The sequence below is a fragment of the Actinophytocola oryzae genome (assembly GCF_004364325.1).
In the GTDB taxonomy this organism is placed as follows: domain Bacteria; phylum Actinomycetota; class Actinomycetes; order Mycobacteriales; family Pseudonocardiaceae; genus Actinophytocola; species Actinophytocola oryzae.
Genome location: NZ_SOCP01000039.1, coordinates 1 through 19,393, shown reverse-complemented (window position 1 = coordinate 19,393; position 19,393 = coordinate 1). Strand labels below are relative to the sequence as shown.

The window sequence follows — 19,393 nt, the reverse complement described above, 5'->3', positions numbered from 1 at the left end:
TGGCGTGGACTATACCCGTCGGGGGTACCGGACGTCAGCAAAATGCCTGCGGCTGGCTCTTGCGGAGTGCGGGGGACCAACGGCTAGCGTGATCACGTGTTCACGACGCGTCCGGAGTTGGCAGGCACGTTCGGCATGGTGGCCTCCACCCACTGGCTCGCCTCCTCGGCGGGTATGGCCATCCTCGAGCGCGGGGGCAACGCCTTCGACGCGGCTGCCGCCGCGGCGTTCACGCTGCACGTGTGCGAACCGCACATGAACGGTCCGGGCGGCGAGGTGCCCGCGATCTTCGTGACGGCGGACGACCCGACGCCGCGAGTCCTCTGTGGACAGGGCGTGGCGCCTGCCGCGGCGACGACGGCGCGCTTCCGGGACCTGGGGCTGGACGTCGTGCCCGGCACGGGGTTGCTGGCGGCGACGGTGCCAGGTGCGCTGGGTGCGTGGCTGACGCTGCTGCGTGACCACGGCACCATGCCGCTGCGTGAGGTCCTCGACGCCGCGATCGGCTACGCGGAGCACGGGCATCCCGTCGTGCAGGCGGTGGTGGACACCATCGGCACGGTCGCCGAGCTGTTCACCGCGCACTGGCCCAGCTCCGCACGGCTGTGGCTGCCGACGCCGAAGGCGGGCGACCTCGTCCGCAACCCGGCGCTGGCCGAGACCTACCGCCGTCTGCTGCGGGAAGCCGAAGCCGCCGGACCCGACCGGGAGGCGCAGCTGGAGGCGGCCCGCCGCGCGTGGTACGAGGGCTTCGTGGCCGAGGCGATCGACGCGTTCTGCCGCACCGAGGTCATCGACGACTCCGGCAGGCACCACACGGGGTTGCTGACCGGTGCCGACCTCGCGGCGTGGCGGCCCGGCTACGAGCCGACGGTGAGCATGGACGCGTTCGGCTGGCAGGTGCACAAGGTCGGCGCGTGGAGCCAGGGACCGGTGCTGCTGCAACAACTGGCCATGCTGGAGGCGATGGGCGACCTGCCCGGCCCGGCCACCGCGGCCCAGCTCCACCGCGTGGTGGAGGTGGCGAAACTGGCCTTCGCCGACCGGGACGCCACCTACGGCGACGGCGCCGACCTGACCGCCGTGCTCGATCCCGCCTACGCCGCCGAACGCGCGAAGCTGGTCGACGAGACCGCGGGCCCCGCGCTGCGCAACGGCCTGGGCCGCCTGCCGAAGTACGTACTGGAAGGCGGCACCGCCCCGCTGGGCCTGGGCATCGGCGAACCGACGCTGGGCGGCAGCGGCGGCACCCTGCAGGACCCGGAACCACCGCAGTACCGCCGCGGCGAACCGTTCGTCAGCCGGTGGGGCACGACGCGTGGCGACACCTGCCACCTCGACGTCGCCGACCGGTGGGGCAACGTGATCTCGGCGACGCCGTCGGGCGGGTGGCTACAGAGCTCCCCCACCATCGAGTCGCTCGGGTTCTGCCTGGGCACCCGGGCACAGATGTTCTGGCTGGAGGAGGACCTCCCGAACACACTCGCACCGGGAAAGCGCCCCCGCACCACCCTGTCCCCCTCCTTCGCGACGAAGGAGGGCGTGCAGCTGTCGTTCGGCACACCGGGCGGCGACCAGCAGGACCAGTGGCAGCTCGTCTTCTTCCTCAACCACGCGGTCCACGGGATGAACCTCCAGGAGGCCATCGACTCCCCCACCTGGCACACCACCGCGTTCGCGTCCTCGTTCTACCCGAGGGCGACCGGCACCCAGCTACTGGTCGAGGACCGCGTAGGCGAAGCGGTAGACGAGCTGAGGCGCCGAGGCCACGACGTGCTGACGGTGGACCCATGGTCACTGGGACGGATGTCGGCCGTGTCACGCAACCTGGAGACCGGTCTGCTGCGTGCAGGCGCGAACGCCCGAGCCCAGCAGGGCTACGCCGTAGGCCGCTGACGGTGCGGCACCCCGCCCACCCGGGGGGCACACCGAGCGGGTTGCCGTAACGCAGCTACCTCGGCCGGCAAGACCTGCGGCACGTTCTGTTAGACGACCGGCCGCAGAAACCGCCACGACGAGGCCGCACCGACCGACGTGCGCCCGCGATACTCGCCGGACACGGACCACCGGCTACGTCGCGTAGGTGACCAACCTGCCTCGATCGTCCGGCACCCTGCCACCAAAGCCGATGACGAGGCCACCCGACGGGCGCCGCCGCCCGCCACGTCCCGCCACCACGCCTCCCACCGCACTCCGCCACCAACGGCACCAACGGCACCAACGGCACGACGTCATCGACCGACGACAACGTCCTCTCCGCCACCCTCACCGCGCCATACCAACAGCTTCAAACTGCCACCGCCCTGCCTCCAGGTGCGGCAGATGACAGGCCCATCGACAGGCACCACCGCCCGCCACCCACCACGATCCCCGCACACCCATTGCCTCACCACGACGATCCCCGCGCACCCACTACCTCACCACGACGATCCCCGCGCACCCACTACCTCACCACGACGATCCCCGCGCACCCACTACCTCACCACGACGATCCCCGCGCACCCATCACCACACCACCACAAACCGCACCCACGCCCCTCATCGACCGACGCCAAACACCCTCCCCACCACCTTCAGCACGCCCCGTCGTCGAACGTGCGGCCGAGTGTGGCGACCATTGCCCGGCGCCCTCACCGGTCAAGCAATCGCAGACCCTCGATCCCGGTCCGCTCCGATACACCGAAGTCGATATGCGCGCACTGCCCGACCGGCAGGGGCCATCCACCCCGTTCCACCACCCACCACAACGCCTCACCCGCCCCAGCGGCCGGCACCCTGAACGGCTCCTGCACGTCGTCGGCCGACGACGACACCCTCTCCAGCACGCTCACCACGCCTCGCCAAGCAGGCGCAAACCCTCCTCGATCTGGTCCGGCGCTATGCCGCCGTAGCCGATGACGAGGCCCGGGCGGCCTGCGCCGAAGCCGAAGTAGCCTGCCATGTCCTCGACCCTCACCCCGGCCGCCGCGGCCCGCTCGACGAGCGCCGGCACGTCGACGGCGCCCCGCACCCACGTGGCCAGGTGCAGCCCGGCCGTCGACGGCACGACCTCCAGTCGATCCGCGAAGTCGCGGCGCAGTACGGAGAGGATCGTCGTCCGGCGTGTGGAGTAGTCGCGGGTCGCGCGGCGGACGTGCCTGGCGAACGAACCGTCGGCCATGAACCCGGCCATCGCGCCCTGGGTGGTGCCGTCGGTCTGGCGGTCCGTCAGGCGTTTCGCGGTCACCAGCGCCGGCAGCAGCGACGGCTGCGCGACGAGGAAACCCAGTCGCAGCATCGGCAGCATGGACTTGGAGAACGAGCCGACGTACAGCACGCGGTCGCCGCGGTCGAGGCTGTGCAGTGGCTCGAGTGGCCGGTCCGCGAAACGGAACTCGCTGTCGTAGTCGTCCTCGATCACCACCGCTTCCGCGTGGCGCGCCCACGCGAGCAGCGCCGTGCGGCGGGCGAGCGACATCGGCGGGCCGAGCGGGAACTGGTGCGACGGCGTCGTGTACACGAGCCTCGTACCGGCCGGGATCGCCCGCACGTCGATGCCTTCGTCGTCGACCGGCACCCCGGCGACGACCGCGCCGAACGACGTGAACAGCTCCCGCGCGGGCGGGTACCCCGGCTCCTCGACCGCGACCCGCGTACCGGGTTCGACCAGCACCCGCGCGATGAGGTCGAGTGCCTGCTGCGCGCCGTTCGTGACGAGTACCTGCGCGGGCGGCACCCGCACGGATCGCGCCAGCCCGATGTGCCGCGCGATCTCCTCGCGCAGCGCGGGATGCCCCGCCGGGTCGCCGTAGCTGGCGTCGGCGGGCGGCAGGTCCCTCAGTTGTCTGGTGACCTGGCGCCGCCACGTCTCGATCGGGAACCGCCGTGCGTCCGGGACCCCGACGCTGAAGTCGTACGGCAGTGTGTCCTTCGCCACCCTGTCGTCGGTGGCCAGTTCCTGCCACACCGGGCGGGGCGGGACCATCACCTCGCCCGCGGCGGGCAGGGTGTTCGGCGCGGGTGGGGTGGCACAGACGAACGTGCCTGCGCCGACCCGGCCTACCAGGAAACCCTCCGCGGTCAGCCGCTCGTAGGCCAGGGCAACGGTGTTGCGGGAGACGGCGAGCCGGCGGGCCAGCTCACGGGTGGGCGGCAGGCGCTCGCCGGAGCGCAGGCGACCGTCGAGCACGGCTTCGTGCAGCTGCCGGTAGATCCGGGTCGACAGGTCGCCGCGCCCGGCCAGGCTGACGTGGAACTCCACGGCAGCCACCGTACATTGGCCCACCGGAACTGGCGCACATTGGCTCTTCTGTTCGGCCAATGCGCTGCCTAGGTTTGGTCTCATGAGGATCGTGCCGCCCGCGGGCCCCGCCAGGGCACTGGCCGTAGCGCAGCTGACCGACTCGATCGGTCTGGGCGGCTACCTGGTCTGCTCGGCGCTGTACTTCACCAGGACGGTCGGGCTGTCCGCCACTCAGGTGGGCTTCGGCCTGACGGTGGGCTGGGCGGTCGCCTTCGTGGCGGCGGTGCCGCTGGGCCACCTCGCGGACCGCCGCGGACCGCGCGAGGTCGCGATCATGCTGGCGCTGTGCACGGCCGCCGCGCTGCTGCTGTTCCTGTTCGTCCGGTCGTTCGTGCCGTTCGTGCTGGCGGCGTGCGTGTACTCGAGCGCCATCTCCGGGCTGGCGGCGGCGCGGCAGGCGCTGCTGGCCGGCATCGTCGCCGCGGCCGACCGGACGAAGGTGCGGGCGGCCCTGGCGGCGGCCGTCAACGGCGGCATCGCGATCGGCGCGGGCCTCGGCGGGCTGGCCCTGGAGGTCGACAGGGCCACGGCGTACCTGACGGTCTTCGGGGTGGACGCGGTCAGCCTGGTGGTCTCGGCGCTGGTCCTCCTGCGGGTGCCCTCGGTGCCGCCCACCCAGGTCGTCCACGGCGAGCCACGGCTCGCGGTGCTGCGGGACCGCCCCTACGCGCTGGTGTCGCTGTTGAACATGGTGCTGCAGCTGCACATCCCGATGATCACGCTGGCCATCCCGCTGTGGATCGTCGAGCGGACGAGCGCACCCGGCTGGACGGTGTCGGCGCTGCTGGTCCTGAACACGGCGACGATCGTGCTGTGCCAGGTGACGGTCGCGAACCGGGTGACCGACCTCGCCGCGGCGGTGCGGTTCATGCGCTACGCGGGCGCGACCCTGCTCGTGGCGTGCGCGGTGTTCGCGACGTCCGGCTTCGGCGCCCCGACGTGGCTGGCGGTGGTGATCCTGCTCGTGGCGGCGGCCACGCAGGCGAGCGCGGAGATGATGCAGGCGAGCGGCGCGTGGGAGCTCAGCTTCGGCCTCGCGCCGGAGGGCCGCCACGGCCAGTACCAGGGCTTCTTCGGTTCGGGCTTCACCGTGGCGCGGATGCTGGGCCCTCTGCTGGTGACGACGGTGGTCCTGGGCTGGGGCACGGCCGGGTGGCTGCTGCTGGGCGTGGTGTTCCTGCTGGCCGGCGTGGCGATGGGCCCGGCGGCGCGCTGGGCCGAGCGCACCCGCGCGACCGCGCCGGAGCCCGCGATGGCGTGCCCGAGCTAGGGGATGACCCGCCTGATCACGGTGATCGGGCCGATCTTGTCGATGGAGCTGACCTTGACGTCCTGCCCGAAGCTGGGGGCGTGGACCGCGCGGGTGCCGTCGATGGCGATGGCGACGTGGTGGACCGGCTCGTAGTAGAAGATCAGGTCGCCTGCGCGGACATCGGCGCGGGCGACCTTCCTGCCGACGGTGGCCTGCTGGCGCGACACGCGCGGCATGTTCACCCCGGCGGCGTGGAACGCGGCCTGCACGAGGCCGGAGCAGTCGTAGGAGCTGGGTCCGACCGCGCCCCACAGGTAGGGCTTGCCGAGCTGGGCGAGGGCGAACTGGAGCACCGGACCGGTGTTGCCGCCGGGGATGACCACGTCGCCGCTGTCGTAGTCCTCGATGCTGTCCAGCAGCGACCGCTGTTCGGGGGTGAGGTTGTCGAGCGCCTGGCGAACCTCGGAGATCTGCCCGTCCAGGGTGGAGCGGCGCTGCTGCACCTCGTTGGCGCTCGCGGTGACCTTGGCCTCGAGGTCCTGCGCCTCCTTGGCGGCCGCGGTGGCCTCCTGCTCGGCCTTCTCGGCGGCGGCGAGCGCGGCGTCGCCCTGGCGTGGCCCACCGGCGAGGTGGGCGACGAGGCTCGCGGCCTCCAGCTTGCCGACGAGGTCGTCCGGACTGGTGCTGGTGGCGAGCGCGGAGAGGGCGTCGAGGTCGCTGCGTGAGGAGAGCGCGTCGGCGACCCGGTCGACGTCCTGGGCCGTGTCGGCCTTGGCGCGGAGGCTGTCGGCCTCGGCCTTGGCCGTGCCGGCGGCGTCGGCCGCCGCGGCCGAGGCCTGTTGCTGCTGGGTGAGCTGCTCCTGGACGGTGAGGAGTTCCTCGTTGACGAGCTCGGCCTGCGCGCTCAGGTCGTAGTAGTACGAGAGCAGCCCGGCCACGGTCGTCGGCTGGGCCGAGGCCGGTGCGACCAGCAACGTCGCGGTCAGCAGGACCGCGCCGCCGATGCCGGCCAACGAAGCGGGCAGTGCACGCACCCCGAGCTCCCCTCTCGTCAGGACGTCGTGACCCATTCTTCAGCAAAGATCGCCGCCGCCGCTGTCCAACTCGCGAAGCGGGCACCAACGTCTGCACGGTAGGGCAACCGGGATATGGCGACCGTTAGGGTGCGGGGGTGAGCAATCTCGCGGCCGTATCCGATCTGCACGTCTCCTACCAGGAGAACCGCGAGATCGTGGAGTCCATCCAACCCGAGACCCCCGAGGACTGGCTGCTGGTGGCCGGCGACGTCGGCGAACGCATGCCCGACGTCGAATGGGCACTGGGCCTGCTCCGCGACCGCTTCGCGAAGGTCGTGTGGGTCCCGGGCAACCACGAGCTGTGGACGATCCCGGACGACCCGGTCCAGCTGCGCGGCGTGGAGCGCTACGAGGCCCTGGTGGAGATGTGCCGCGGCCTCGACGTGGTCACGCCGGAGGACCCGTACCCGACGTGGCGGGGCCAGGGCGGCCCGGTGACGGTCGTCCCGCTGTTCCTGGGCTACGACTACACGTGGCGTCCGGAGGGCACGTCCAACAAGACGGAGTCGCTGGCGTACGCGCACAGCACGGGCGTGGTGTGCACCGACGAGTACATGCTCCACCCGGACCCGTACCCCACCCGCGAGGACTGGTGCCGGGCCAGGGTGGCGGAGACGGAACGCCGCCTGAAGGAGTGCGACCAGTCGGTGCCGATGGTGTTCGTGAACCACTACCCGCTCGTCCGCGACCCGACGCACATCCTCCGGTACCCGGAGTTCGCGCAGTGGTGCGGCACGAACCTGACGGCGGACTGGCACGTCCACTACCCGACGGCGGCCATGGTCTACGGACACCTGCACATCCCCCGCGCGACCACCTATGACGGGGTGCCCTTCACGGAGGTGTCGCTGGGTTACCCCCGTGAGTGGCGTCCGAGGAAGAACCCGCCGCAACTGCCGAGGCGCATTCTCCCGACGGCGTGATCCCTTCGCCCTGGAGAGTCGCCCCGTGGTGATCACTCGAAAGGGCGAAGGCGCGTAGACCGCCGGGCCGAGTTCACGAGCTATGGGGCGTCGTTGTCGCGCAGGTTCCGGGTCATGCTCCGCAGGCTCCGGAACGCGGCCGACTGCTCGGCCTCGGTCATCCCGGCGAGCATTCTGACCTCGACGGACCGGACCGCCACGGTCGCCTTCTCGAGCCTGCGTCGGCCGCGAGGTGTGAGCCGCGTGGGGAGGGCCTTCCCGACGGGGGCTTCCGTGGGTCTGGTCACGTAGCCCTCTCGTTCCAGGGCCTGGAGCAGCACGTTCATCGACTGCCGTGTCACGAAGGCGCCACGCGCGAGGTCGGAGTTCGACAGTCCCGGTCGTTGGGCCAGCAGTTCGAGGCAGGAGTAGTGCGTCACGGTCATGCCGAGCGGTCGCAGCACCTCCTCCATGGCGACGCGGAGCGCACTCGACGCCTCCTTCAGCAGGTAGCCCAGTGACGTCTCCAGGTCGACACCGTCTTGACTCATGTCAGTATTCTGACATACATTGACGCGTGTCAGGAATCTGACACGTAACGAAGGAGCATCATGCCAGCCACCGGACCCGACTTCATCTCGCTCCAGGCACGCGACCTCGCCGCTTCGCAGGCGTTCTACGAGCAGTACCTCGGCCTGGTCCGCTCGCAGGCCGGCCCCCCGCACGCCGTCGTCTTCGAGACGAAGCCGATCGCGTTCGCACTCCGCGACGTCGTTCCCGGCACCGATCTGTCGTCCGTCGCCCAGCCCGGCATCGGCGCCGCGATCTGGTTCCACGCCACCGACGTCCAGGCCATTCACGACGCTCTCGCCGCCGACGGTCACACCATCGTCTCCGCACCGATCGACGGCCCCTTCGGTCGGACATTCACCTTCGCCGACCCAGACGGCTACCAGGTCACACTCCACGACCACGCCTGACAGGCCAACGACACCGGACGATCACCGCGCCTGAAGGCCGAAGCCCCGGCCGCCTAACGCGAGCCTGACCGCAAGCCCGGCCAGGATGAAGCCGAACCCCTGATCCCGGGTGGTATCACCGGGCACAGTGCCTTCGAGGGACCGCCGACAGGACACGGCCACCACTGGATAGGTCTCGTCGTGGCGTGGGTTGCCCGCCATCGATACCCGACCCGGTGACCCCGTCGCGGCGACCCATCGGCACGGTGGATGAGCAGCGGTCCCGGGTGTTCCCGGGTGTGGACGTCGGCAAGGACGCCCAACGTGCGGTCGGTCCCGACCGCTGCCCACCATGAGCCGAACCCGCGGTGCTGTCCGACAATCTCGCCGGACATGGTCCGCTTCTGGTGGTGATCGACCATCCGGCCACGATCGGGGCGTTACCGGTCCCGGCCGTGCGGCCGGGCATCAGGTCGCTCCCACTCCCTACGCCGCCACCACCAGGTTGAGGGGACTCAATGCGCACCACCACCTGACAACCCCGAAGGCCCGAGCGGATCGAGAAGCCTGTTCCCAACTCGACCGCAGAAGGCCTTCTCAGAGATCGGTTGCACGGTCCCTCCGGGGCGCCCGTCCGCTGTGGTGGCCTGGGCGGGAAGCCTTGTCCTCACCATGGACCCGGCATCCTCCATCGAGACCGGCGGTCATACCCCGCCCCGCCGCCCCGGAGCTTCCAGAGGTACGGGCCGCGCCGGATCGAGAAAGCCAGGCTCAGTCGGTCGTGATCGCGGTCAGGACCTCCGTTCTCGCGGCTCGGCGGGCCGGCCACAGGGCGGACAGGACACCCACGCAGAGCATGCCTGCCAGCGCGATGGCTATGACATCGGTCGGGATCTCGATGTCCAGAAGGGGGTTGCCGAGCATCGCGTGTTGCATGACCGCGCCGAACAGGACGCCTACCGCTATCCCGAGGACGCCGCCGTAGGCGCAGATCACCACGCTCTCCAGGCGGATCGTTCTGCGGATCAGGGGACGGGATGCGCCGATCGCTCGGAGGATGCCCAGTTCCCTCGTTCGTTCCGTGACCGACAGCGCCAGGGTGTTGACGACTCCGAAGACCGCGATCACGATGGCCGCGCCGAACATCGCGTACATGGTTGACAGCAGCAGTTCGAAGTCGGCCGACTCGGTGGCGATCACCTCCTCCCTGTTGGTTACCAACACGTCCGGGCGGGTGACGAACGCCCTGTCCAGTGCACGCCGTACGGCCGTCGGGTCGGGGCCCAGTGCGTAGACCGACGTCACTCCCTTGTCCCGGAAGGCGGTCGGGGCTCTGGCCACGTCCACATAGATCAGTGGCTGGCCCTCCACCGTGTTGATCAGGCCGGTGATCCGTTGCGTCACCCGGGTCTCGTCCGGGAAGGTCACGGTGATGTCGTCGCCCAGGGCGACGCCCATCATCGCCGCCTGGTTGGCGTCCATCACCACGCCTCGGCGCAGGTCCGGCGATCCCGCCGTGATCTTCGGGGTCAGCAGGTGCGTGAACCCTCGTGGCTCCACGGCCGAGATCGACGATGTCGACGTGCCTCCCCCGTGCTCTATCGGGACTATCGCGTAGCGGTCCGCCGCCACCTCCGTCACACCCGGCGTGCCGCGCACACGGTCCAGTACGTCCGTGCCCAGTGGGTCCTGGCCCGATGCCGAACGCAGGATCGTCGCTTCCTCCGGGACCATGTCGCGGACCGCGGCGCCGGAGATCGACACGATGGTCTCTCCCAGCGTCGCGAACGCGCACACCAGCGCCAGGCCCACCAACAGCGCCGACGACGTCGCCGCCGTCCTGCGTGGGTCCCGCACCGCGTTGCGGGTCGCCATGCGGGTCACCGGGCCGCCCCGGCGGGCCAGCACGCGTGCCAGCGGGGTCAGCACCGCGGTCGCGAACACCGGCGCCAGCAACAGCACGCCGAGCCACGCGAGCACTCCCCCGCCGACACACAGCACGCGCTCGGTCGTGTCCAGGTCCGGACCGGCGATCCACACGACGGTCAACGCGCCGCCCGCCAACAGGATCGTTCCCGCTGCCGTGCGGATCACCCCGGACCGTCGTGGTGGGGTCGCGTCCGTCCGCAGTGCCGCCACCGGTGGCACCGCCGCCGCGCGGCGCGCCGAGCCGTACGCGGCCACCGCCGTCACCCCGATGCCCACCGCGTAGCCGATCAGGATCGCCGTCGGCGACACGTCGTAGGTCACGGGCTCGTCGCTCGGGGCGAAGGCGGACATGCCCAGCAACCCCAGGCCGATGCCCAACGCCACCCCGACCGTCGCGCCCACGAAGCCCAGGGCACCCGCTTCCAGCAGCACCGCGCGCCTGACCTGTCGTCGGGTCGCGCCGACCGCACGCAACAGCGCGAACTGCCGCACCCGCTGCGTGACCAGCATCGTGAACGTGTTGGCGATGACGAACATCCCCACCAGCAACGCCACCGCCGCGAACACCAGCAGCGACTCCCTGGTCGACTCCGCCGCCGCCGACGCGTCGTCACGTGCCTCCGTCGCCAGCTGCGCCCCGGTCCGCACCTCCACCCTCGGGCCGACCGCTGCCCGGACCTCCGGCACCAGGCCGGTGCCGCGTAACTCGATCCGGTCGTAGGCGGTACCCAGCAGCGACCGCGCGGTCGGCTGCGCGAAGGCCACCGAGGGCACCGTCTCCACCCCCAACGTCCGGTAGTCGAACAGGCCGACCACCTTGGCGTGGACCTCCCGGCCGTCGACCAGGAACACCGTCGCCCGGTCACCCACCCGCAGGTGGGCCCGCGCTGCCGTCGAGGAGGACAGCGCCACCTCGTCGGACGCGGTCGGCGCACGCCCGCCGGCGAGCACGAACCGCCCCGTTCGGTCCCAGCCCGTGCCCGCCCGGTCCTGCGAGCCGGCGACGATCTTGCCGTTCGCGCCGACCAGGGCCGCCCGGGCGGCCAGGACGCCGGTGGCACCGGTGACCGAGGGCAGTGCGGCGAGTCGGGACAGGTCCTCCTCGTCCAGCACCGGCTCGGGGGTGGTGCCCCGCGCCACGACGTCCACCGAGGACCTCGTGTCCCCGCTCGTCAGGGAGGCGGCCGTCGAGTCGGACAGCACCCAGGTCGCGACCACGAACGTCACGCCGAGCACGATCGCGACGAGCGTCATCGCGATCCGGCCCGCGTGGGCACGGAGGTCGCGCAACATCGCACGCAGCATCAGATCGTCACCCGTTCGAGGTTCTTCATGCGGTCGAGGACGCGGTCCGCCGTCGGCGCGGCCAGTTCGTCCACGACCCGGCCGTCGGCCAGGAACAGCACGCGGTCGGCGTAGGCGGCGGCCGCAGGCTCGTGCGTGACCATCACGACGGTCTGACCGAGGTCGTCCACGCTCGTGCGCAGCAGGCCCAACAGATCGGCGGACGAGGAGGAGTCCAGCGCGCCGGTCGGCTCGTCGGCGAACACGACGTCCGGGCCGGTGATCAGCGCACGGGCGCACGCCACCCGCTGCTGCTGGCCACCCGACAGCTGGCTCGGGCGGTGGTGGAGACGGTCCCCGAGCCCGACGGCGTCGATGATCCTCTTCGCCAGCGCGTCGTCCGGTGCGCGGCCCGCGAGGTCCAGTGGCAGCGTGATGTTCTCCCACGCCGTCAACGTCGGTAACAGGTTGAACGCCTGGAACACGAAGCCCACGCGGTCCCGGCGTAACGCGGTGAGCCGGTCGTCACGCATGGCCGAAAGCTCCGCGTCGCCCAGGAACACGGTGCCGCTCGTCGGCGCGTCGAGGCCCGCGACACAGTGCATGAGGGTGGACTTGCCGGAGCCCGACGGGCCCATGACAGCGGTGAACCTTCCGGTGTGGAAGTCGACGTCGACGTGGTCGAGCGCGACGACACGGGAGTCTCCCGTGCCGTGGACCTTGGTCAGTGCTCGAGCACGTGCGGCTGGATTCGTTTGCACGGCGTCAACGGTGCCGGAATCCGACCACGTCCACATCGGACCACGGTACGGACTTCCGTCTCCCACCACGGTTCGAGGAAGGGCCGGAAACCGGTCCACCCGTGGTGGGACGCGCTCAGCGGCACCCGCCAGCTACCGTCGGCACGTGCTCTCCCTCGTCCGCTCCACGTACCTCATCCTCGTCGACATCTTCGTCGCCGTGGCGATGCTCGCCTTCGTGGGTTACGCGGCCATCGACACCGGCCCCGGCGCCACCGTCGTCGAACCGGAGTGGGTGTCGCTCCTGGTCGCGACGGTCATCACCGGGCCGATCGCGCTGCGGCGGTGGATGCCGCTGCCCGCACTGATGGCGAGCACCGCGGGGGCGGCCTTCTCGGTGGTGAGCGGGGTCATCCCGCTCGTGGCGTTCGGGGCGCCGATCACGGCGGTGGCACTCGTGCTCTATCTCGTCGCGAGCGACACACCGCGGCGCCGGTCGACGGTGTCACTCGCCGCCTGCGTCGGGATGCTGGTGGTGGTGACGCTCGGCCACCGGCTGCTGGGCTCGGGCGTCGAACCGTGGTGGGACACGCTGTTCGGGATCGCCTTCTCGAGTCTCGAGCTGCTGACCGCGTGGACCCTGGGGTTCGCGACCAGGGAGCGGCGGCGGCACGCGCAGGAGTCGGCGTCGCGGCAGGCGGAGCAGGCCGTCGCGGAGGAGCGGCTGCGCATCGCTCGCGAGCTGCACGACATAGTCGCGCACAGCATGACCGTCATCGCGGTGAAGGCGGGCATCGGCAACCACGTCGCGGAGCAGCGTCCCTCGGAGGCACACGAGGCGCTGCGGGTGATCGAGGCGACGAGCCGCGGCTCGCTGATCGAGATGCGTCACCTGCTGGGGGTCCTGCGTTCCGAAGTGGACGGTGTGGAGTTCACCCCGACACCGGGGCCCGCGGGGATCTCGACGTTGGTCGATCGCGCACGGTCTGCGGGGGTCACCGTGTCGGTGAAACTTGATGACACGGACGGGTTATCCGAGGGGATCGGGCTGTCGGTGTACCGGATCGTGCAGGAGGCGCTGACCAACGTGGTCCGGCACGCGGCGCCCACGCGGTGCGGGGTGACGTTGTCGGTGCGGGACGACAAGGTGGGGATCGAGGTGGTCAACGACGGCCCACGGGTCGAGGCGGGGCAGGGAGGACACGGGGTGATCGGGATGCGGGAGCGGGTGGCGGTGTACGGGGGGACGTTCTCGGCCGGGCCGCGTGCCGAGGGTGGATGGCGCGTGTCGGCGGTGCTGCCGAGGTGATCAAGGTGTTGGTGGCGGATGACCAGGCGTTGGTGCGGGGAAGCTTCCGGGTGCTCGTGGAGACCGCACCCGGGCTGACGGCCGTCGGAGAGGCGTCCGGCGGGAAGGAGGCGGTCGAGCTCGCGGCACGGGAGCTGCCGGACGTGGTGTTGATGGACGTGCGGATGCCGGAGATGGACGGGATCGAGGCCACGCGGCTCATCTGCGGGGACCCGGCCACCTCCGGGGTCCGGGTGCTGATTCTCACCACCTTCGACCTCGACGAGTACGTCTACGGGGCGCTTCGGGCCGGGGCCAGCGGCTTTCTCCTCAAGGACACGCCGCCTTCGGACTTACTGGGCGCCATCCGGGTCGTGGCAGGCGGTGAGGCACTGCTGGCGCCCTCCGTGACCCGGCGGTTGATCGCCGAGTTCACCCGGCGGCCAGAGTTCCCGCTCGGGGACGTGTCGCTCCACGGAGTCACCGAGCGGGAACTGGAGGTTCTGCTGCTCATCGCCCGAGGGCTATCCAACACGGAGATCGCGGAGCGGCTCAACGTCGGCATGGCCACGGTCAAGACCCATATCGGCAGGCTGCTGTACAAGCTGGATGCCCGGGACCGGGCCCAGCTGGTGATCGCCGCCTACGAGTCGGGGGTCGTCAAGGCAGGGTGAGTCCTCCGGGGCTATACCGGGCGTTTCATCACCCGGTAGACGACCGGGCCCGTCAGCAGAACCGCGGCGAGCAGCAGAATCCCGGTTTCCGTCCACTGGAAGCGCCAGTAGCGGTCGGCCGGCTGGAAGTACTGGACCTCCGTGTAGCCGGCCTTGCCGACACAGTCCAGGTACGTCGTCCGGTCCACTCCCGCGCATTCCGGCGGGTCGACGACCTCCTCGCCCGACCTGGACACCCACGCCGCGCCGGTCGGCAGCGTTCCCGCCGCCACCGGGGTGTCCGACACGACGCGAACGGGTTCCGCGTAGCCCGCTCTCGCGTCGAAGACGCCGAACAGCACCACCAGGAACAGCGCCAGCGTCACCGCGAGGGCCGGGAGCACCCGGCGGATCACCCCACCCGTTGCCGTGCCCAGCAGGAACGCGAACAGCCACCACGCGCCCGCCACCACACCCGTGGCGCCGAACAGTGCGGAGTCACCGAAGCGGTCGGCGCCCACGTTGCTCGTCCACACCGTCACCGCCTGTCCCAGTGCCAGTCCCAGCAACGTCACCACTGTGCCGAGCAGCACCAGTTTCGCCGTCACCCAGCGGCTCCTGGGCACCGACTGGGTCCACGCCAGCCGGTGGGTGCCCTGTTCGAACTCACGGGCCAGGACCGGTGCGCCCCAGAACATCCCGACCAGCACCGGAACCACCGGCAGCCAGCCCAGTAGCGCGGCCGCGTCCGCGCCGAGCACGGACATGTAGACCACCAGCGCGAGGAACAGTGCCACCGTCGTCAGCAGCTGCACGCGGTGCTGTCGCCACGTCACCCACACCATGGCCATCACCTCCCCGCCACCGTGAAGCCGTCGTGGACCGGCTTGTCCTCGGCCGGGAACCGCACGCGGGACAGCGCGTCCTCGACTCCGCCGAAAACCGTAACGTTCCCCTCGCCCGGGGTCACCGCACCGACGACGATGTGCGGCATCGTCGTCCTCTGCGTCCAGTCCACCTCTCGGTCGGACGAGCCGCAGGTACGTGGCGACGCCGGAGCCGCGGTCGAGCCTGAGTCCCACACGAAGCAACACCCTTTCACTAATGGATTAGTGAAAGGGTGCAGGTTCACGCAACTGTTGTCAAGCGACCCGCAGTTTCCGACGGTTGGGGCCCTGCACCTGCGACGACCCAGCTACCCTGGCGATCACGTTCGGGGGAACGGGTGCGAAAGGTTCATCTCGGTGTCGATCATCTTTTGGGGGACCGCGTCATGAGTGCTCCCACCGCACCGCCACCGGTGCGGGTCCAGCAGGCACCGGTTCCGGAGGAGCCGCCCGGCCGCGTCGCGCAGCTGCGTGAGCTGTCCAGGACGACACCCGGCGTGCTGATCGGCTTCATCGCCGCGCTCGTCCTGGTCAGCGTGCTCGTCGGCGTGTTCACCTCGGTCAGCGTGCAGAGCAGGTCCTCGGCACTCGACAACCTCACGGCCAGCAGCGGACCGCTGAGCGACGCCGCACAGGACCTCTACCGGTCACTCTCCGACGCCGACGCGACCGCCAACGGCGCCTTCCTCTCCGGCGGTGTCGAGCCCGCGTCCGTGCGCGCCCGCTACGAGCAGGACATCGCCGAGGCCGAACACGCGCTCGCCATCGCCGTGGCGGCACGCGAGCCCCGCGACCTCGCCGACCCGAACAGCCCGCTCTCGGTCCTGTCCAGCCAGCTGTCCGTCTACACGGGAGTCGTCGAGACCGCGCGGACCAACAATCTCCAGGGCCTACCCGTCGGCGCCGCCTACCAGCGCGAGGCGTCGACCCTGATGCGCGAGAAGCTGCTGCCCGCGGCGAAGGACCTCTACACCACCGAGGCCGCCGCGGTCGAGGCGGACCAGGACAGCGCGACGGCGTGGCCGATCGTGGAGGTGGTGCTCGGGCTGGCGACGCTGGTCCTGCTCTTCTACGCGCAGCGCTTCGTGCGCCGCCGCAGCCGCAGGCGGATCAACGTCGGGCTCGCGGTCGCCACCGTCGCCGCCCTGGTCTCACTCGTCTGGGTGGTCGTCGCGACCATCGGCGTGATGGCGAACGTGCACGCGAGCCGGGAGGACGGCTCCGACCAGACGACGGTGCTCGCGCAGGCACGGATCAACGCGCTGGCCGCACGCGGTGACGAGACGCTCACGCTCGTCGCACGCGGCAGCGGCAGCGAGTTCGAGGAGCACTACAAGCGGACCCGCTCGGAGCTCGCCACCCGGCAGCTGCCGCAGGCGAAGGAGCTCGCCACCGACCCGGAGGTCCAGCGGCAGGTGCAGGCGGCGATCGACCAGGAGAACGCCTGGAACCGCGTGCACGGCGACATCCGCGAGTCGGACGACGGCGGCGACTACCCGAAGGCGGTCGAGCTGGCCCTGGGCGACGGGCAGGCCGCGGCCGGCCGGTTCGACGACGTCGACAAGGCACTCGCGGGTGCCATCAGGGACACCACCGCGACCTTCGACGACGAGGTGTCGCAGGCCAGCGGTGCGCTGGGTGGCACGGTGATCGGCGTGATCCTCCTGGCGCTGGTCACGGCGGCAGGCGCGGCGACCGGGATCTGGCAGCGACTCAAGGAGTACCGATGAGGGCGATCACGCTGGTACTCGCCGTGGTGCTCGTCGTGGCGGGCTGCGGCGCGGCGACCAACCCCGTGGCAGGCCAGGACCCGAAGGCCGTCCAGCCGCTGCCCGCCGGTGCCAAGGAGATCAGGTCCATCGAGCAGCCGAACGTGGACGACAGCTGCGACCCGACCGCGAGCTACCGGCCGAGCGGTCCGCTGCCCGCGCCCGGCGCGTTCCCCGGCGGCTCCACGATGGCCCAGATCTACCAGCGTGGCAGGCTGAAGGTCGGCGTCGACCAGAACACCTACAAGTTCGCCTACCGCGACTCGGAGACGGGCCAGATCGAGGGCTTCGCGCTCGACGTCGCGAAGGAGATGGCCAAGGCCATCTTCGGCGACGAGACGAAGATCCAGCTGGTCGTGCTCACGTCGGCGCAGCGCGTGCCCGCCGTCGAGAACGGTGACGTCGACATGGTCGTGCACACCATGACCGCCAACTGCGACCGGTGGAAGCAGGTCGACTTCTCCACGGTGTTCTTCAAGGCGGGTCAGAAGGTGCTCGTCAAGAAGGAGTTCGACTACCAGGGCCTGCAGTCGCTCGCGGGGAAGAAGGTCTGCGCCACCGAGGGTTCCACGTCCCTCCCCCGGATCGTGAACCTGCCGAACGTGAACCCGAAGCCGATCGGCATGCAGGTGTCCGGCTGGACCGACTGCCTGGTGCTGCTGCAGCAGAACCAGGTGGACGCCATCTCCACCGACGACACGATCCTCGCCGGGCTCGCCGCGCAGGACCCGTTCACCGTGGTGCCCCAGCAGCAGCCGATCGCCGACGAGCCCTACGGCATCGCGATGCAGAAGAACCACACCGACCTCGTGCGGTTCGTGAACGCGGTGCTCGACCGGATGCGCGGCGACGGCCGCTGGTCGCAGATCTACAACCAGTGGATGCAGCCGCTGCTCCACGACAGCCCGGCGCCCCCGCCCGCGCGGTACCGGGACTGAGTGCCGATGGGCGGGACCGTGCTGAGCCGAGAGGAGATCGACCGCGCCCTCGAGCGGGTCGAGGCCGACAGCGAGCGGATCGCGGCGTCACTCGTCGAGATGGACGCCCATCCCGGCCACCGGCTGCTGCGTGACTCCGCACTCTCCGGCCGCACGGCGACGCGCTGGGCCGAGGCGAGCACGGCCATGGCCACGCTGTGGGAGCAGTACACGACCTACAGCAACCTGGTCACCCGTGCGCGGGAGGTCCGGGCGCGTCGTTCGCGGCCGGGCGACGAGGAACTGGAGGAGCTGACGCAGATCCTCCACGGCCCGGTCGTGGAGCTGGACGCCGAGGCCATCCCGATCGAGCGCCGCGGGCTGACCGGGCCGTCGCAGGTGATCGAGCGGATCACGATGGCCGACCTGCTGGCCAGGATGAGGCAGGCCTTCGACACGGTCACCGCCGTGCTGGCCGCCGCGGAGTCGGCGTGGTCGAGCGCGGTCGGCCGGCTCGATCCGCTGGACAGGAGGATGAAGGCGGTGTCGGTCCTCGCCGAGTCGGTCGGGGAGGGTGACTTCACGAGCCTGAAGCGGGACCTGGAGAAGGCCCGCGAGCTTGTGCTCACCGACATGCTCACCGTGCATGCGACCGACGCGATCCCCGACATCGAGCGCCGCCTGACCGAGCTGGAGGCCCGGCTCCGGGAGCTGGCGAGGATCCGCGACGAGTTCGCGTCGCGGCTGACCGCACTGGACGCACGACTGTCCGATGTGGAGGCCGCGGAGGCCATGGCCCGCCAGACCTACACCGCCGTGCTGGAGAAGATCGCCTCCCCGGGGCTGCCGGAGCCGACGGACCGGGGTTCGGCCGCACTGCGTGAGCGGCTCCAGCGCCTGCGGTCCCGGTTGGACACCGCGGGCTGGGCGGCGATCTCCCGGGAGACCGACGAGCTGGACCGGTTCGCGGCGAGCACGCTCGACACGGCGCGGACCGCGTTCCGTGCCATGACCGGGCTGCTCGACCGGCGCGCGGAGCTGCGCGGGCGGCTGGAGGCCTACCAGGTGAAGGCCGCGCGGCTCGGGCACTCCGAGGACGACGACCTGACCCGCCTGCACGACGAGGCACACGAGATCCTGTTCACCGCGCCCTGTGACCTGCCCTCGGCGACGCGCGCGCTCAACCGCTACCGCCAGGCGATCCAGGACCGCACGCAATCCCGCGAGGAGGGGACCCGAGGATGAGCGACGCTCGCGGAGCGAAACAACGAGGTTCAGGACGCCACCTCGACCACGGATGGCGTCGATGCAGCGGAGCCTGCGGAGCGTTCCGAGGCCACGGAGCCGTCGAGGTGGCGTCATGAGACACCTTCTGTCAACCTCAGGCCGCTGTGGGCGGTTGAAGGGCCTTGGAGCGGTTGCGAATGTGAATGTTCTCGTCGTAGCGGACGCCTT

General features: G+C 70.8%; 17 protein-coding genes. 9 read left to right on the top strand and 8 right to left on the bottom strand.

Annotated features, from left to right (window positions below):
- Positions 1–96 precede the first annotated feature (96 nt).
- Complete coding sequence (locus CLV71_RS47165; protein ID WP_133909521.1) at positions 97–1,896, top strand: gamma-glutamyltransferase family protein; 1,800 nt, start codon at positions 97–99, stop codon at positions 1,894–1,896.
- A gap of 734 nt (positions 1,897–2,630) precedes the next feature.
- On the opposite strand, the gene CLV71_RS47160 is transcribed toward CLV71_RS47165, so the two are convergent.
- Both CLV71_RS47160 and pdxR read right to left on the bottom strand, forming a co-directional pair.
- Complete coding sequence (locus tag CLV71_RS47160; protein ID WP_133909520.1) at positions 2,631–2,831, bottom strand: hypothetical protein; 201 nt, start codon at positions 2,829–2,831, stop codon at positions 2,631–2,633.
- The gene (gene pdxR, locus CLV71_RS47155) at positions 2,828–4,240 is read right to left on the bottom strand and encodes a MocR-like pyridoxine biosynthesis transcription factor PdxR (RefSeq protein WP_133909519.1); all 1,413 of its coding nucleotides are present in this window, start codon (positions 4,238–4,240) and stop codon (positions 2,828–2,830) included. The genes CLV71_RS47160 and pdxR overlap by 4 nt, the downstream gene beginning before the upstream one ends.
- Before the next feature lie 82 nt (positions 4,241–4,322).
- Here pdxR and CLV71_RS47150 point away from each other — a divergent pair, with 82 nt between their 5' ends.
- Complete coding sequence (locus CLV71_RS47150) at positions 4,323–5,552, top strand: MFS transporter (protein ID WP_133909518.1); 1,230 nt, start codon at positions 4,323–4,325, stop codon at positions 5,550–5,552.
- Here the strand turns inward: CLV71_RS47150 and CLV71_RS47145 are convergent.
- Complete coding sequence (locus CLV71_RS47145) at positions 5,549–6,568, bottom strand: C40 family peptidase (protein WP_133909517.1); 1,020 nt, start codon at positions 6,566–6,568, stop codon at positions 5,549–5,551. The two genes, CLV71_RS47150 and CLV71_RS47145, sit on opposite strands and share 4 nt — an antisense overlap.
- Positions 6,569–6,705: 137 nt before the next feature.
- Here CLV71_RS47145 and CLV71_RS47140 point away from each other — a divergent pair, with 137 nt between their 5' ends.
- Positions 6,706–7,533: a metallophosphoesterase family protein gene (locus CLV71_RS47140; RefSeq protein ID WP_133909516.1), complete on the top strand. Its 828-nt coding sequence runs from the start codon at positions 6,706–6,708 to the stop codon at positions 7,531–7,533.
- Positions 7,534–7,613: 80 nt separating this feature from the next.
- On the opposite strand, the gene CLV71_RS47135 is transcribed toward CLV71_RS47140, so the two are convergent.
- Positions 7,614–8,063 (bottom strand): MarR family winged helix-turn-helix transcriptional regulator, encoded by a 450-nt coding sequence (locus tag CLV71_RS47135; RefSeq protein WP_133909515.1) that lies wholly within the window; start codon positions 8,061–8,063, stop codon positions 7,614–7,616.
- A 60-nt stretch (positions 8,064–8,123) separates the two neighbouring features.
- Between CLV71_RS47135 and CLV71_RS47130 the strand changes: the two genes are divergently transcribed.
- Complete coding sequence (locus CLV71_RS47130; protein ID WP_133909514.1) at positions 8,124–8,492, top strand: VOC family protein; 369 nt, start codon at positions 8,124–8,126, stop codon at positions 8,490–8,492.
- A 750-nt stretch (positions 8,493–9,242) separates the two neighbouring features.
- Here the strand turns inward: CLV71_RS47130 and CLV71_RS47125 are convergent.
- The gene (locus CLV71_RS47125; protein WP_166664555.1) at positions 9,243–11,693 is read right to left on the bottom strand and encodes an ABC transporter permease; all 2,451 of its coding nucleotides are present in this window, start codon (positions 11,691–11,693) and stop codon (positions 9,243–9,245) included.
- 11 nt (positions 11,694–11,704) lie between these two features.
- The gene (locus tag CLV71_RS47120) at positions 11,705–12,481 is read right to left on the bottom strand and encodes an ABC transporter ATP-binding protein (RefSeq protein WP_133909512.1); all 777 of its coding nucleotides are present in this window, start codon (positions 12,479–12,481) and stop codon (positions 11,705–11,707) included.
- A gap of 109 nt (positions 12,482–12,590) precedes the next feature.
- On the opposite strand from CLV71_RS47120, the gene CLV71_RS47115 reads away from it, so the two are divergent.
- Positions 12,591–13,733: a sensor histidine kinase gene (locus CLV71_RS47115; RefSeq protein ID WP_133909511.1), complete on the top strand. Its 1,143-nt coding sequence runs from the start codon at positions 12,591–12,593 to the stop codon at positions 13,731–13,733.
- Positions 13,730–14,386 carry a response regulator gene (locus CLV71_RS47110; RefSeq protein ID WP_208298075.1) on the top strand — a complete coding sequence of 219 codons (657 nt, stop codon included), beginning with the start codon at positions 13,730–13,732 and terminating at the stop codon, positions 14,384–14,386. The genes CLV71_RS47115 and CLV71_RS47110 overlap by 4 nt, the downstream gene beginning before the upstream one ends.
- A gap of 11 nt (positions 14,387–14,397) precedes the next feature.
- Here the strand turns inward: CLV71_RS47110 and CLV71_RS47105 are convergent, their stop codons facing one another.
- The gene (locus CLV71_RS47105; RefSeq protein ID WP_133909509.1) at positions 14,398–15,210 is read right to left on the bottom strand and encodes an ABC transporter permease; all 813 of its coding nucleotides are present in this window, start codon (positions 15,208–15,210) and stop codon (positions 14,398–14,400) included.
- A 5-nt stretch (positions 15,211–15,215) separates the two neighbouring features.
- Positions 15,216–15,359 (bottom strand): hypothetical protein, encoded by a 144-nt coding sequence (locus tag CLV71_RS48300; protein WP_166664554.1) that lies wholly within the window; start codon positions 15,357–15,359, stop codon positions 15,216–15,218.
- Positions 15,360–15,638: 279 nt separating this feature from the next.
- On the opposite strand from CLV71_RS48300, the gene CLV71_RS47100 reads away from it, so the two are divergent.
- Genes CLV71_RS47100 through CLV71_RS47090 form a run of 3 tightly spaced genes read left to right on the top strand, consistent with a single transcriptional unit; the run spans position 15,639 to position 19,183 of the window.
- Positions 15,639–16,982, top strand: coding sequence for a hypothetical protein (locus CLV71_RS47100; protein ID WP_133909508.1), 1,344 nt, complete (start codon positions 15,639–15,641; stop codon positions 16,980–16,982).
- Positions 16,979–17,959, top strand: coding sequence for a glutamate ABC transporter substrate-binding protein (locus tag CLV71_RS47095; RefSeq protein WP_133909507.1), 981 nt, complete (start codon positions 16,979–16,981; stop codon positions 17,957–17,959). The genes CLV71_RS47100 and CLV71_RS47095 overlap by 4 nt, the downstream gene beginning before the upstream one ends.
- A 6-nt stretch (positions 17,960–17,965) precedes the next feature.
- The gene (locus CLV71_RS47090; RefSeq protein ID WP_133909506.1) at positions 17,966–19,183 is read left to right on the top strand and encodes a hypothetical protein; all 1,218 of its coding nucleotides are present in this window, start codon (positions 17,966–17,968) and stop codon (positions 19,181–19,183) included.
- Positions 19,184–19,393: the final 210 nt, after the last annotated feature.

What these genes read in the sequence shown, in the direction of transcription:
- CLV71_RS47150 (WP_133909518.1), top strand. Translation starts at nt 4,323, where the DNA reads ATGAGGATCGTGCCGCCCGCGGGCCCCGCCAGGGCACTGGCCGTAGCG.
- CLV71_RS47135 (WP_133909515.1), bottom strand. Translation starts at nt 8,063, where the DNA reads ATGAGTCAAGACGGTGTCGACCTGGAGACGTCACTGGGCTACCTGCTG.
- CLV71_RS47130 (WP_133909514.1), top strand. Translation starts at nt 8,124, where the DNA reads ATGCCAGCCACCGGACCCGACTTCATCTCGCTCCAGGCACGCGACCTC.
- CLV71_RS47125 (WP_166664555.1), bottom strand. Translation starts at nt 11,693, where the DNA reads ATGTTGCGCGACCTCCGTGCCCACGCGGGCCGGATCGCGATGACGCTC.
- CLV71_RS47120 (WP_133909512.1), bottom strand. Translation starts at nt 12,481, where the DNA reads ATGTGGACGTGGTCGGATTCCGGCACCGTTGACGCCGTGCAAACGAAT.
- CLV71_RS47105 (WP_133909509.1), bottom strand. Translation starts at nt 15,210, where the DNA reads ATGGTGTGGGTGACGTGGCGACAGCACCGCGTGCAGCTGCTGACGACG.
- CLV71_RS48300 (WP_166664554.1), bottom strand. Translation starts at nt 15,359, where the DNA reads ATGCCGCACATCGTCGTCGGTGCGGTGACCCCGGGCGAGGGGAACGTT.
- CLV71_RS47100 (WP_133909508.1), top strand. Translation starts at nt 15,639, where the DNA reads ATGAGTGCTCCCACCGCACCGCCACCGGTGCGGGTCCAGCAGGCACCG.
- CLV71_RS47095 (WP_133909507.1), top strand. Translation starts at nt 16,979, where the DNA reads ATGAGGGCGATCACGCTGGTACTCGCCGTGGTGCTCGTCGTGGCGGGC.
- CLV71_RS47090 (WP_133909506.1), top strand. Translation starts at nt 17,966, where the DNA reads ATGGGCGGGACCGTGCTGAGCCGAGAGGAGATCGACCGCGCCCTCGAG.